This is a genomic window from Pseudomonas sp. P1_A1 (assembly GCF_056406935.1).
The window spans coordinates 56,370-69,561 of record NZ_JBFTZE010000003.1 but is presented as its reverse complement, the minus strand read 5'-3'; the positions used below and the strand labels follow the sequence as shown (position 1 = coordinate 69,561).

At 61.8% G+C, this 13,192-nt stretch carries 10 protein-coding genes; 9 read left to right on the top strand and 1 reads right to left on the bottom strand.

Annotation, left to right across the window (positions count from 1 at the left end; all coding sequences use genetic code 11):
- The 7 genes from AC1D2Q_RS05495 to AC1D2Q_RS05465 all read left to right on the top strand — a co-directional run bounded on the left by AC1D2Q_RS05495 (nt 1) and on the right by AC1D2Q_RS05465 (nt 8,643).
- Nucleotides 1-1,842: an ABC transporter ATP-binding protein gene (locus AC1D2Q_RS05495; RefSeq protein WP_477812510.1), complete on the top strand. Its 1,842-nt coding sequence runs from the start codon at nt 1-3 to the stop codon at nt 1,840-1,842.
- Nucleotides 1,839-2,147 carry a (2Fe-2S)-binding protein gene (locus AC1D2Q_RS05490; RefSeq protein WP_477812509.1) on the top strand — a complete coding sequence of 103 codons (309 nt, stop codon included), beginning with the start codon at nt 1,839-1,841 and terminating at the stop codon, nt 2,145-2,147. Before AC1D2Q_RS05495 ends, AC1D2Q_RS05490 begins: the two co-directional genes overlap by 4 nt.
- Complete coding sequence (locus tag AC1D2Q_RS05485) at nt 2,129-3,520, top strand: FAD/NAD(P)-dependent oxidoreductase (protein ID WP_477812508.1); 1,392 nt, start codon at nt 2,129-2,131, stop codon at nt 3,518-3,520. Before AC1D2Q_RS05490 ends, AC1D2Q_RS05485 begins: the two co-directional genes overlap by 19 nt.
- Nucleotides 3,517-4,686, top strand: a complete 1,170-nt coding sequence (locus tag AC1D2Q_RS05480; protein WP_477812507.1) for an NAD(P)/FAD-dependent oxidoreductase — start codon at nt 3,517-3,519, stop codon at nt 4,684-4,686. The genes AC1D2Q_RS05485 and AC1D2Q_RS05480 overlap by 4 nt, the downstream gene beginning before the upstream one ends.
- A complete protein-coding gene (gene argE / locus AC1D2Q_RS05475; protein WP_477812506.1) occupies nt 4,683-5,840 on the top strand; it encodes an acetylornithine deacetylase in 1,158 nt (385 codons plus the stop codon). The genes AC1D2Q_RS05480 and argE overlap by 4 nt, the downstream gene beginning before the upstream one ends.
- A 241-nt stretch (nt 5,841-6,081) precedes the next feature.
- On the top strand, nt 6,082-7,539 hold the full coding sequence (locus AC1D2Q_RS05470) for an NAD-dependent succinate-semialdehyde dehydrogenase (RefSeq protein ID WP_477812505.1): 1,458 nt from the start codon (nt 6,082-6,084) through the stop codon (nt 7,537-7,539).
- A 24-nt stretch (nt 7,540-7,563) separates the two neighbouring features.
- Complete coding sequence (locus AC1D2Q_RS05465; protein WP_477812504.1) at nt 7,564-8,643, top strand: tartrate dehydrogenase; 1,080 nt, start codon at nt 7,564-7,566, stop codon at nt 8,641-8,643.
- A 68-nt stretch (nt 8,644-8,711) separates the two neighbouring features.
- Here AC1D2Q_RS05465 and AC1D2Q_RS05460 read toward each other — a convergent pair whose 3' ends face one another.
- Nucleotides 8,712-8,936: a YgdI/YgdR family lipoprotein gene (locus AC1D2Q_RS05460; RefSeq protein WP_428631884.1), complete on the bottom strand. Its 225-nt coding sequence runs from the start codon at nt 8,934-8,936 to the stop codon at nt 8,712-8,714.
- Nucleotides 8,937-9,143: 207 nt separating this feature from the next.
- On the opposite strand from AC1D2Q_RS05460, the gene AC1D2Q_RS05455 reads away from it, so the two are divergent.
- Nucleotides 9,144-10,811 (top strand): VRR-NUC domain-containing protein, encoded by a 1,668-nt coding sequence (locus AC1D2Q_RS05455; RefSeq protein ID WP_477812503.1) that lies wholly within the window; start codon nt 9,144-9,146, stop codon nt 10,809-10,811.
- Nucleotides 10,808-13,087: an ATP-dependent DNA helicase gene (locus AC1D2Q_RS05450; RefSeq protein ID WP_477812502.1), complete on the top strand. Its 2,280-nt coding sequence runs from the start codon at nt 10,808-10,810 to the stop codon at nt 13,085-13,087. The genes AC1D2Q_RS05455 and AC1D2Q_RS05450 overlap by 4 nt, the downstream gene beginning before the upstream one ends.
- The last annotated feature ends 105 nt before the right edge of the window (nt 13,088-13,192 follow it).

Genomic DNA, 13,192 nt, shown 5'->3' with positions numbered 1-13,192 from the left:
ATGAGTGATTTGATTCGAGTCGAAGACCTGCGCGTGGTCGCTTGCGGCGAGCGTGGCGAGGTGGAGATCGTCAAAGGCGTGAGCTTCTCCCTGGCCAAAGGTGAAGTGCTGGCGTTGATCGGTGAGTCCGGCTCCGGCAAGACCACCATAGCGCTGGCGTTGCTCGGCTATGCCCGACGCGGTTGTCGATTGGCGTCCGGCGTGGTGCAAGTCGGCGAACACGACATGCTGGCGTTGAGCGAAAGCGAACTGCAAGGCCTGCGCGGCAATCAGGTGTCGTACATCGCCCAGAGCGCCGCCGCTGCGTTCAACCCGGCGAAAAAACTGATCGATCAAGTGGTGGAGGGCGCATTGATTCATGGCCTGGGCAGCCGGGCCGTGCTGGAAGCCAAGGCCATCGAGTTGTTCCGTGACCTGGCCCTGCCGGATCCCGATCACATTGGCCAGCGTTACCCGCACCAAGTATCCGGCGGGCAGTTGCAACGGGTGATGGCGGCCATGGCGCTGATCAGCGATCCGCTGCTGGTGGTGCTCGACGAGCCGACCACCGCCCTCGACGTGACGACGCAGATCGACGTGCTGCGCGCCTTTAAGCGGGTGGTCCGCGAACGTGGGGCGACGGCGGTCTATGTGTCCCATGATTTGGCGGTCGTCGCGCAAATGGCCGATCAGATCGTCGTGCTCAACGGCGGACAGATTTTCGAGCAGAGCGCCACCGCGCCGCTGCTCAAGGCCCCGGCCCACGAATACACCCGCAGCCTGCTGCTGGCGGCCCGCCCGGACACGACGATCCGCCCACCTTGCGGCATCGCTGAAGAAACACCGCTGCTGACCATCCAGGGGCTGACCGCCGGTTACGGCAACAAGAACCTGCAAGGCATGCCGTCGATTCGCGTGCTGGAAGATATCGACCTGACCGTGCGCCGGGGCCAGGCCATTGGCGTGATCGGTGAGTCGGGTTCCGGCAAGTCGACCCTGGCGAGGGTGGTGGCCGGGTTGCTGACGCCGGCCTTGGGCGGCCTGACCTTCGATGGCCAGCCACTGGGCGGCAGCCTGTCCGAGCGCACCGATGAGCAGTTCCGCCGGATTCAGATGGTGTTCCAGAATGCCGACACCGCGCTCAACCCGATGCACAGCGTCGGCACCATCCTGAGCCGTCCGCTGAAAATGTACTTCGGCCTCAAGGGCGCCGCGCTGCGCGAGCGCATCGGCGAACTGCTGGACCTGGTGCGTTTGCCGCGCGCCATGGCCGAACGTCGCCCGAATGAACTCTCCGGCGGGCAAAAACAGCGGGTCAACCTGGCCCGTGCCCTGGCGGCCAAACCGGACCTGATCCTCTGCGACGAGGTGACCTCGGCGCTGGACACCGTGGTCGGCGCGGCGATTCTCGAACTGCTGCGCGACCTGCGTCAGCAACTGGGCGTGTCATATCTGTTCATCAGCCATGACATTTCCACGGTACGCGCGCTGTGCGACGACATTGTGGTGATGTACAGCGGCCACAAGGTTCAGGCCGGCAGCCGGCAGGCGTTTGCCCAGGCACCGTTCCATCCCTACACCGACCTGTTGATCCATTCGGTGCCGGAACTGCGTCAGGGCTGGCTGGAAAACTGCGGCACTACCTGCGGCACGCTGCCCCCAATAGGCGCCAAGGCCAATGTGCCAGAGCTGTGCACCTTTCTCAGTCGCTGCCCGGTGCGGGTCGACGGCCTGTGCAATCGCACCGCGCCGAACCGACGGATCATCGACGGCGGTAGCGAAATTCTTTGTCATCACGACAGTGCCGAGTTGCTGAAAACACAGCAGGGGTTATCCACCATGAGCCTGGGAGCTTATGCATGAAAGGGCGTTTTGTGAGGATGGCCGAGCAGGGCCGGCCGACCGTCAAGCTGACGGTGGACGGTTCGCCCATTGAGGCGTTGCAGGGCGACACATTAATGGTCGCGTTGCTGACCCAGGGCTCGGCGCTGCGCCAATCGGAATTCGACTCGGGCCGCCGCGCCGGTTTCTGCCTGATGGGCGCTTGCCAGGATTGCTGGGTCTGGACCCGCAACGGCGAGCGCCTGCGCGCCTGTTCCAACGAAGTCCGCGAAGGGCTGGACATCGTCACCACACAACCGGAGGCAATATGGCCACTGCACGGCTGAGCGCTCAACGAGTGGTTATTGTCGGCGCCGGACCGGCCGGCATCCGCTGTGCCGAAACGCTGCTGGCGGCTGGCTTGAAACCGATCCTGATCGATGAGAATCGCCGGGATGGCGGGCAGATCTACCGGCGCCAGCCCGAAGGTTTTACCCGGGACTACGCCACCCTGTATGGCACCGAAGCGGCCAAGGCCAAGAATCTGCACCAGAGTTTCGACCGATTGCGCGGGCAAATCGACTACCGCCCCGACACGCTGGTGTGGAACCTGACGCCGGGGCAATTGTGCTGCGTCAGCCAGGGCAAGCACTCGACAGTGGATTACGACGCGCTGATCCTATGCACTGGCGCCACCGACCGCTTGATGCCGATCGAAGGCTGGCAGTTGGCAGGCACCTACAGCCTTGGCGGGGCGCAAATCGCGCTCAAGTCCCAGGCGGTTTCCATCGGCCACCGCGTGGTGTTCATGGGCAGCGGGCCGTTGCTGTATCTGGTCGCCAGCCAATACGTCAAAGCAGGCGCGAATGTGGCGGCGGTGCTCGACACTTCGCCCCTCAGCAAGCGTATCGCGGCAGTGCCGAAGCTGATGGCGCGTCCGGGATTGCTGTTCACCGGAATGAAGTTACTGGCGCAGTTGTATCGGGCGAAAATCCCGGTGCATCTGGGGATTTCGCCGCTTCAGGTGCAAGGCGACGCGGCCAGTGGCGTCAGCGGTGTGCGGGTGCGTACCGCTCGCGGTGAGACGTTAACGGTGGATTGTGATGCTGTGGCGTTGGGTTATCACTTGCGCCCGGAAACCCAATTGGCCGATCTGGCCGGTTGCCGCATGCGTTTTGACGAAGCGTCCAGCCAGTGGTGGCTGGCCGTCGATGAAGAGGGCCGCACCTCGGTCAACGGTGTGTATGCCGCCGGGGACGGTTCGAAGATTCGCGGCGCCGATGCCGCCGAGCACGCCGGGCGCCTGGTGGCGATGGCGTTGCTGGAAGATCTGCAGCAACCGGTGAACGCCGGTTTGCGTGACGAACAACGCCACGCGCTGGCGGTGATGGATGAGTTTCGCCTCGGCCTGGCCCAGGCGTTTCCCTGGCCGGCGGCGCAAGCCAAAGCCTTGCCGGACTCAGCCATCGTCTGTCGCTGCGAGATGATCAGCGCCGGCGAGTTGCGCCGCACCGTCAGTGAGAAGGGTGCCTGTGAAGTCAATCGGGCCAAGGCCTTCAGCCGGGTCGGCATGGGCCGCTGCCAGGGGCGTTATTGCTCCCAGGCCGGGGCCGAAGTGATTGCCGCGGCGGCGGGCGTCAGTGTGCAACAGGTCGGCCGGCAGCGTGGACAGGCGCCGGTCAAACCCCTTTCGATGCTCACCGAGGAGGTGTCGCCATGACGCTACACAAAGCCGATGTGGTGATTGTCGGCGGCGGCCTGATGGGCTCGGCGGCGGCGTTTTTCCTGCGCCAGCGCGGGCAGTCGGTGATTCTGCTGGAGCGCGACCAGATTGGTCAGTACGCCAGCGGCGTCAATTTCGGCAACGTCCGGCGTCAGGGACGCTTCCTCGGTCAACTGGAGTTGGCCAACCGTTCCTGGGCGCTGTGGAAACGCTTGCCTGAGCTGATCGACGACGACCTCGAATTCATCGCCAGCGGGCACATGCGCGTGTGTTACCGCGAGGATGAAATCCCTGAACTGGAAGCCTATGCGGCAGCGCCCGAGGCGGCGCAGCTGGATTTGAAAATCTATCGTGGCGCCGAGCTGCACCAGCGCTTTCCGTTCCTCGGGCCGGACGTGAAGGGCGGTTCTTACGCGCCCCACGATGGCCACGCCAACCCGCGTCTGGCAGCCCCGGCATTTGCCCGGGCTGCCCGCCGCCTCGGGGCGCGGATCGAGGAACAGACTGAAGTCGCTGAAGTGCAGAAAATTGCCGGCGAGTTCACGGTGACCACCACCGACGGTCGCCAGTTCGGCGCCGAGCGCTTGCTGATCACCGCCGGCGCCTGGGGCCAGAAACTCTCGGCGCAGTTCGGCGAACCGGTGCCGCTGGATACCAACGGCCCACAAATGGCCGTGACCGAACCGGTGCCGTACGCCTTGCCGACAGTGATCGGCGTGTACACCAAGATCCCCGAAGAAGTGATCTACTTCCGCCAGATCCCGCGCGGCAACATCATCATCGGTGGCGGTTACCGCAGCAAACCGGACATGCTCAACCGCCGCGCCTATGTCGAGCCGCGCAGCATTCTCAATCAGATGGACCAGATGCGTCGCCTGCTGCCGGGTGTCGGCAACCTGAACATCATCCGCGTGTGGAGCGGCATCGAAGGCTATCTGCCGGATTCCCTGCCGGTGATGGGACCGAGCGGCAACGTTGACGGCTTGTACTATGCGTTCGGCTTCTGCGGTCATGGCTTCCAGCTCGGTCCCGGTGTCGGCGACGTCATGGCTGAATTGATCAGCACCGGCAGCACCAGCACTTCGATTGAACCGTTCTCCATCCGCCGGTTCGCCCCTTCAGCCGAACAACGGACAACTGAGCAAAGGAGCAGAGCCTCATGAAACCCCGCGTACTGGATATTCTCAAACGCTTGATGGCCTTCGACACCGTGTCTTCGGAGTCGAACATGGCCCTGATCGAGTACGTACGCGACTTGCTGCTGACCAAGGGCATCGAGTCACTGATCGTCAAGGACGAAACGGGTAAAAAGGCCAACCTGTTCGCCAGCACCGGCCCTAAAGAGTTACCAGGCATTCTGTTGTCCGGCCACACCGACGTAGTGCCGGCGGCAGGCCAGGTCTGGACCTTGCCGGCGTTTCAGGCAACGATTCAGGACGGGCGGATTTACGGCCGGGGCAGTTGCGACATGAAGGGGTTTATTGCGTTGGCCATCGACGCCATGCTCGATGCCGCCGACCATTCGTTGAGCCGACCGCTGCAAATCGCCTTGTCCCATGACGAAGAAACCGGCTGCGTCGGTGTACGACGTTTACTCGACGTGCTGCACCTGGCGCCAGTGCGGCCGTTTTTGTGCCTGATTGGTGAGCCGACCAACATGCAGTTCGTGCTGGGGCACAAGGGCAAGGGGTCTTACCGCACTTACTGCCGTGGCCTGGAAGCGCATTCCTCGTTGGCGCCGCGTTCGGTCAATGCAATTCACGTGGCCTGCGATTTCATCGCGGCTCTGCGTCAGAGCCAGCAGCAACTGCAAGAGCAGGGCGCACAGGATGCCGATTACGACGTGCCTTACAGCACCGTGCACGTCGGGCAGATTGTCGGCGGCAAGGCGCTGAACATCGTGCCGAACCTGTGCACCCTGGATTTCGAGGTACGTAACTTGCCGGCGGACGATCTGGATCAGTTCCTGGAGCAGATGCGCGAGCGTGCCGAAGTGATCGTGCGCGAGGCGAAAAAGCTGTCCAGCGTGGCAGACATCGAGATCGAAACCCTCAACGTCTATCCGGGCCTCGATACCCACCCGAGCGTTGAAGCGGTGCGCTTCCTGAAAAACTTCGCCGCCCCGGACACCGGCACCGCCAAAGTCTCGTTCGGCACCGAGGGCGGGCTGTTCAAGCAGCGTCTGGATGTACCGGTGGTGGTCTGCGGCCCGGGCTCGATCGAACAGGCGCACAAGCCGGACGAGTTCATCGAGATCAGCCAGATGCAGGCTGGGGAGCGGTTTTTGGATGGCCTGCTCGGTTCTCTGAAGCTGTGAAAGATCGTTCCCACGCTCTGCGTGGGAATGCAGCCCGGGACGCACCGCGTCCCTTTCGAAGCGGACGCAGAGCGGCCATTGAGGCATTTCCACGCAGAGCGTGGGAACGATCATTGGGCCCTCGGTAGAGCCTGCCGTCCCACCGCGAATTTCAGCATCCAACACTGCCCATCAAACGCTTTCAGCATCCTTATCCGTGGCACCTCCCTAGACTGGAAATGTCTCGGATCAGGACTCGACCATGCTCAAGAATCGTTTGAAAGACCCCAGCCTTCTGGCAGAACTCGCTTATGTGGACGGGCAGTGGATCGGCGCCGATAACGCCGCGACCCTGGACGTCATCGACCCGGCCACCGGCCAGTTGCTTGCCCGGGTGCCGGCCATGCAGGGCGCAGAAACCCGACGCGCCATCGAAGCCGCCGAGCGGGCCTGGCCCGCGTGGCGCACACGCCCGGCAGCAGAACGGGCGGCGCTGCTGGAGCGCTGGTATCAGGCGATGATCGATAACCTCGACGACCTCGCCTTGATCATGACCTGCGAGCAGGGCAAACCTCTGAACGAAGCCAAGGGTGAAATCCGCTACGGTGCCGGGTTCGTCAAATGGTTCGCCGAAGAGGCCCGCCGGGTTTATGGCGAAACCATGCCGGCCCCCAGCGGCGACCGCCGCCTGTTGACCCTCAAGCAACCGGTCGGCGTGTGTGCCGCGATCACCCCATGGAATTTCCCCAACGCGATGATCACCCGCAAGTGCGCGCCGGCCCTGGCCGCCGGGTGCCCGATCATCGTCAAACCCTCGGACTTGACCCCGCTGTCGGCCCTGGCCCTGGCAGTACTCGCCGAACGCGTCGGCATTCCGGCCGGGGTGTTCAACGTGCTGACCGGGATGCCCGCCGGCATCGGCGAAGAACTGACCGGCAATCCGACGGTGCGCAAGATCTCCTTCACCGGCTCCACTGCGGTCGGTCGGCTGCTGATGCGTCAGAGCGCTGAGCACATCAAGCGCTTGAGCCTGGAACTGGGCGGCAACGCGCCGTTCATTGTGTTCGACGACGCCGACCTGGAGCAGGCGGTAACCGGGATCATGCTCAGCAAATTTCGCAACGCCGGGCAGACCTGCGTCTGTGCCAACCGCATTCTGGTGCAGGATGGCATCTACGAACGTTTCGCCCAGCGACTGGTGGAGGAGGTGGGCAAACTCAAGGTCGGCAATGGCCTGGACGCCGACGTGACCATTGGCCCGCTGATCAACCCGGCGGCGGTGAGCAAGGTCGCCCGGCATATCGACGATGCCCTGAGCCAGGGCGCGCGTTTGCTCTGCGGCGGCATTCCTGAAGGCGACAACCAGTTCGTTCAGCCGACCGTCCTTGGCGACACCCACGCCGGCATGTTGCTGGCCAACGAAGAAACCTTCGGCCCGGTGGCGCCGTTGATGCGGTTTACCTCTGAGGCCGAAGCGCTTGCGTTGGCCAATGCCACGCCTTTTGGTCTGGGGGCCTACTATTTCACTCAGGATTTACGCCGTTCCTGGCGGTTCGGCGAGGCGCTGGAGTTCGGCATGGTCGGCCTCAACACCGGGATCATCTCCATGGAAGTCGCGCCGTTCGGCGGCATCAAGCAATCAGGCCTGGGCCGTGAAGGCAGCAAGTACGGCCTGGATGAATACCTTGAAGTCAAAGCCTTTCATATTGGCGGGCTGTAATTCACAGACACGGGGGCACGATTGATGAGTAAGGCATTCAGAATCGCCGCGATTGCTGGCGATGGCATCGGCAAGGAAGTCCTGCCGGAAGGGTTGCGGGTACTGGAGCAAGCCGCGAAGAAGTGGCAGTTGGAGCTGAGCATCGAAGTGCTCGACTGGGCTCACTGCGATTACTACCTGGAACACGGGCAAATGATGCCCGACGATTGGTTCGACCAGCTCAAGGGGTTCGATGCGATCTACTTTGGCGCCGTCGGCTGGCCAGACAAGGTGCCGGACCACATTTCCTTGTGGGGCTCGCTGCTGAAGTTTCGTCGCGACTTCGACCAATACGTGAACATTCGGCCGGTGCGCCTGTTTCCCGGCGTGCCGTGCCCGCTGGCCGGGCGCAAACCGGGGGACATCGATTTCGTGGTGATTCGCGAGAACACCGAGGGCGAGTATTCCTCGGTCGGCGGCAAGATGTTCGAAGGCACCGAACATGAGTTCGTGCTGCAAGAGTCGGTGTTCACCCGGCGCGGCGTAGACCGGATTCTCAAGTTCGCCTTCGATCTGGCCCAGACCCGACCGCGCAAACGCCTGACGGCGGCGACCAAGTCCAACGGGATTTCCATCAGCATGCCGTACTGGGATGAACGCACGGCATTGATGGCCGCGCAGTACCCGGACATCACTTGGGACAAACAGCACATCGACATCCTGTGTGCGCGTTTTGTACTGCAACCGGACCGGTTCGACGTGGTGGTGGCGTCGAACCTGTTCGGCGACATCCTGTCCGACCTGGGACCTGCCTGCGCCGGCACCATCGGCATTGCGCCATCAGCCAACCTCGATCCCGAGCGGCGTTTTCCGTCGTTGTTCGAACCGGTGCACGGCTCGGCCCCGGACATCTACGGGCGCAACATCGCCAACCCGATCGCGATGATCTGGTCTGGTGCGTTGATGCTGGATTTTCTGGGCAATGGCGATGAGCGCTATCGCGCCGCACACGACGGGATTCTGCGGGCGATTGAACGGGTGATTGCAGAAGGGCCAATCACCCCGGATCTGGGCGGACAGGGCTCGACTCAGGAGGTCGGCAAGGCGATTGCGCAAGCGCTTTAAAGCCTGCGACGCACTCCTTGTGTAGCAGCTGTCGAGCTTGCGAGGCTGCTACGGCCGAACGCAGGGGATCAGTCCTCCTTGCGAATCGTGGCCACGTCATCGGCGCGGACTTTCACTTTCGCCCCGGAAATATCTTCGAACTCGAAGAAGCCATCCTTGCCCTTGGTGTTCGGCATGTCCTTGGTCAAATACTGGGTACCGTTCTGCAGGGTCACGACCGTTGGCGTCGAGCATCCGGTCAGGGCCAGAAGGGCCGCTACCATCAGGGGCAAACCCAGAGTCTTGATATTCATACACACCTCCATCACTCAATAAAAACAGCGCGAACGCCTCATTCGAGATCAATCCTCACTGCGCTTCTAACGCGGTTTGTGCGATGGAATTGCAGAAAGTTCGATGGTCACCCGAAAATTGCCCGATAGCGTCGCCACTTATCCTTTTCCGTTTGCACCGGGTGGGGCATAGCTGGTATCTGTACGCATAACCAGTATTCGCTTGCCATGGCCCGATTGCCCGTGATTGTAAATCCGCTCGATGATCCGTTCTATTACTTGAACAACTTCATGCAAGTGCTTGATTGGCTTGAGCATCGTTATGCCGATGTACTCAGCATCGAAGAGCAGGACTTCATCCGCGACTTCAATCGCCTGCCCCGCGAGTCCCAGGCTTTGTTGGTCAGATTGGTGATGCGCAAGGGCGTGCATTTCAGGTCCGGCAAACTGAGTTACGTCGAAATCGGCGACATCGCCAGTGCCGCGGCCCCGCTCCTGGCCCTGGGCTGGATCGACGAGCAGTTGCCGCTGCCTGTCGAGGAGGTATTCGAGGTGCTGCTCAAGGCCGAGATTCTCCAGTGTTTTGGCGACGCCATCGATCAACCGAAAGGCAAAAAGAGCGATTGGTTGCCGGCCCTGAGCGAGCAGTTTCCTGAAGAGCAAAGTTTTGCCCAGTGGTGCCCGGCACTGGAAGACCGGCTGTTCAGCCTGACCGTCATGGGCCTGTGCGATCGGTTGCGCCTGATGTTCTTCGGCAATCTTTACCAGGACTGGTCGGAGTTCGTTCTGGCTGACCTGGGCATCTACACCTACGAAAAAGTCGAGTTCTGTGCCGAATCCCGAGGTTTGCGCAGTCGCGACGACGTCGACGCCTGCCTGTTCCTGCACAGATGTCAACAGCGTTTCGAGGCGGGTGAAGAGGTGGCGACGGTTGTCGAACAGATCAATGGGCTGGAACTCGCCAATCCCTGGCTGCAAAGACGTCGGGCCAAGCTGCTGTTCCAGATCGCTCAGCACTGCGAACGCATGGCGGATTTTTCCACCGCCCTAGGCCTCTACCGCGATTGCGCCTACCCCGGCGCACGCCTGCGGCTGATTCGCGTGCTGGAGCGCTGTGGTGAATTTCAACTGGCCATGGATTTGGCGAGCCATGCCGAGCAAACCCCGGAAAGCGCCACCGAACATCAGCATTTATTGCGTGTGCTACCCAGGCTGCGGCGCAAACTGGGCGGGCCGCCGATCAAGCGGCCAGCCCCTCGGGCCATGCAGCGTCTGGACCTGCAATTGCCCAGGCACGACCCGGCGTTATCGGTGGAGTATTACGTTCAGGCGCATCTGGCGGACGAGTCGGCACCGGTGCATTACGTCGAGAACAGCCTGATCAACTCGCTGTTCGGGTTGCTGTGCTGGCCGGCGATCTTCGCCCCGTTGCCGGGGGCGTTTTTTCACCCATTCCAGCGCGGGCCGGTGGACCTGCACAACGAAGACTTTCATGCGCGACGCGCGGATCTGTTCCAGGCCTGCCTCGCCGAACTCGATGACGGGCGTTACGCCCAGACCATCCGTGAGCGTTACACCGCCAAGTGGGGCGTGCAGTCGCCGTTCGTATTCTGGGGCGCGCTGAGTGAGGAACTGCTGGAGCAGGCGCTCGACTGTCTGCCCGCCGAACACCTCAAGCACTGGTTCAATCGACTGCTGCTCGACATCAAGGCCAACCGCGCCGGCATGCCGGACTTGATCCAGTTCTGGCCGCAACACAAAACCTACCGAATGATCGAAGTCAAAGGCCCCGGCGATCGCCTGCAGGACAACCAATTGCGCTGGCTGGAGTTCTGTCACGAGCACCAGATGCCCATTGCCGTTTGCTACGTGCAATGGGTGGAGCAGGGCGCTTGAGCTACAGCATCGCGGTGCGGGCGTTGTGTGAATTCACCGCCAAGGTCGGCGACCTCGACCTGCGTTTCACCCCGTCGCCAACCGCGCTGGAAGGCATTGTCGGCCATCGCACCGTGGCGTCACGACGCAGCGAGGGTTACCAGAACGAGGTCGCACTTGAGGGCCAGTATCGAACCTTGAGCGTGAAAGGCCGGGCGGACGGCTACGATCCGGGGCAAAACTGCCTCGAAGAAATCAAAACCTACCGGGGCGACCTGAGCAAGCAACCGGCCAATCACCGGCAACTGCACTGGGCGCAGGCGAAAGTCTATGGCTGGTTGATGTGTCAGAAACTGGATTTGGCGCAGATCGACCTGGCCCTGGTGTACTTCGACATCATCAGCGAGAAGGAAACCCGTCTGGTCGAGACCTTCAGCGCCGCCGACTTGCAGCTGTTCTTCGAGCACCACTGCGGGTTGTTCCTGCACTGGGCCGAGCAGGAAATGGCCCATCGCGAAGCGCGCAATCTGGCGGCTCGACAGCTGGGCTTTCCCCATGCCGATTTTCGCCCCGGCCAACGGCATCTGGCCGAATCGGTGTTCAAGGCGGTCAGCACCGGCCGCTGCCTGATGGCCCAGGCGCCGACCGGTATCGGCAAGACGATTGGCACGCTGTTCCCGATGCTCAAGGCCCTGGCGCCGCAGCAATTGGACAAGGTGTTTTTCCTCACGGCGAAAACCCCGGGGCGCAAATTGGCGCTGGACGCGGCTCAGGTCATCCTCGACAGCGCCGATGCGCAGCCGTTGCGAGTCCTCGAAATGATCGCCCGGGACAAGGCTTGCGAGCACCCGGACAAGGCCTGTCATGGCGAATCCTGCCCGTTGGCCCAGGGTTTTTATGATCGTCTGCCGGACGCGCGTCAGGCCGCCAGTCAATTGAGCCTGTTGAACCAGAGTGCCTTGCGCGAGGTGGCCCTGCAGCATGAGGTTTGCCCCTACTACCTGAGCCAGGAAATGGCCCGCTGGGCGGACGTGGTGGTCGCTGACTACAACTACTATTTCGACTTCAGCGCGTTGTTGTTCGGGCTGGCCCAGGCCAATAACTGGAACGTCGCGGTGCTGGTGGATGAGGCCCACAACCTGGTGGAGCGCGGCCGGCAGATGTACAGCGCCAGCCTCGATCAGGCGACCTTGAACGGCGTGCGAAAAACCGCGCCCGAGGCGCTGAAGAAATCCTTGCAGCGGGTCAACCGTGAATGGAATGCCCTGCATGATCAGCAATTCGCTCCGTATCAGGCCTATGACAAAGCCCCGGAAAAACTGTTTCAGGCGCTGTCTTCGTGCTGTGGGAGCATCGGCGATTACCTGAATGATCACCCCCAGGGGCTGGACAGCGGCTTGCAGAACTTTTACTTCGACATGCTGCAATTCGGCCGCGTGGCTGAACTGTTCGATGAGCATTTTCTGTTCGACATCAGCAAACGCGACCTCGAGCGCAAGCGCAACCTGTCGCAGCTGTGCCTGCGCAATTTGGTGCCCGCCGGTTTCATCCGCCCACGCCTGACCGCGGCACGCAGTACGGTGCTGTTTTCCGCGACCCTGAGCCCCCGGCATTACTACGCCGACTTGCTGGGGACCCCGGCGAACACGGTATGGATTGATGTGGAATCGCCATTTCACGCCGCTCAGCTGCAAGTGCATATCGTCAGCCAGATATCCACGCGGTTCGTCCACCGTCAGGCCTCCCTTGCGCCCATCGTCGAGCTGATGGCCAAACAGTTCAGCCAACGCCCCGGCAACTACCTGGCGTTTTTCAGCAGCTTTGATTATTTGCAACAAGTGGCGCAGTTGCTGGCCGAGCGCTATCCGCACATCACGCTGTGGTCGCAGTCCCGTGGGATGGGAGAAGCGCAGCGTCAGGACTTTCTCGATCAATTCACCGCCGACAGCCAAGGCATCGGTTTTGCGGTGTTGGGTGGCGCTTTCGGCGAAGGTATCGATTTGCCCGGCGCACGCTTGATTGGCGCCTTCATTGCCACCCTGGGGCTGGCGCAACTCAATCCGGTCAACGAACAGCTGAAACAGCGCATGGCGGCGATTTTCGGTGCCGGTTACGACTACACCTACCTGTTTCCAGGTGTGCAGAAAGTGGTGCAGGCGGCGGGGCGGGTGATCCGTACACGGGAGGATCAAGGGGTGGTGATGCTGATCGACGACCGGTTTGGGGAGAGTAAGGTCAAGCAATTGCTGCCGCGTTGGTGGTCCGTTGAGCTGACGCAATTTCCTTCTGGTTTGTAGGAGTTTTTACCTTGTAAAACAGTGACATATCTTGAAAGACACGCTCATTTGAACAAACAACGAAACACCGCTTTATTCAAAGGGCAGGCAATCACTTTCAAGCGA

What these genes read in the sequence shown, in the direction of transcription:
- AC1D2Q_RS05495 (WP_477812510.1), top strand. Translation starts at nt 1, where the DNA reads ATGAGTGATTTGATTCGAGTCGAAGACCTGCGCGTGGTCGCTTGCGGC.
- AC1D2Q_RS05485 (WP_477812508.1), top strand. Translation starts at nt 2,129, where the DNA reads ATGGCCACTGCACGGCTGAGCGCTCAACGAGTGGTTATTGTCGGCGCC.
- AC1D2Q_RS05455 (WP_477812503.1), top strand. Translation starts at nt 9,144, where the DNA reads ATGGCCCGATTGCCCGTGATTGTAAATCCGCTCGATGATCCGTTCTAT.
- argE (WP_477812506.1), top strand. Translation starts at nt 4,683, where the DNA reads ATGAAACCCCGCGTACTGGATATTCTCAAACGCTTGATGGCCTTCGAC.
- AC1D2Q_RS05490 (WP_477812509.1), top strand. Translation starts at nt 1,839, where the DNA reads ATGAAAGGGCGTTTTGTGAGGATGGCCGAGCAGGGCCGGCCGACCGTC.
- AC1D2Q_RS05480 (WP_477812507.1), top strand. Translation starts at nt 3,517, where the DNA reads ATGACGCTACACAAAGCCGATGTGGTGATTGTCGGCGGCGGCCTGATG.
- AC1D2Q_RS05470 (WP_477812505.1), top strand. Translation starts at nt 6,082, where the DNA reads ATGCTCAAGAATCGTTTGAAAGACCCCAGCCTTCTGGCAGAACTCGCT.
- AC1D2Q_RS05460 (WP_428631884.1), bottom strand. Translation starts at nt 8,936, where the DNA reads ATGAATATCAAGACTCTGGGTTTGCCCCTGATGGTAGCGGCCCTTCTG.
- AC1D2Q_RS05465 (WP_477812504.1), top strand. Translation starts at nt 7,564, where the DNA reads ATGAGTAAGGCATTCAGAATCGCCGCGATTGCTGGCGATGGCATCGGC.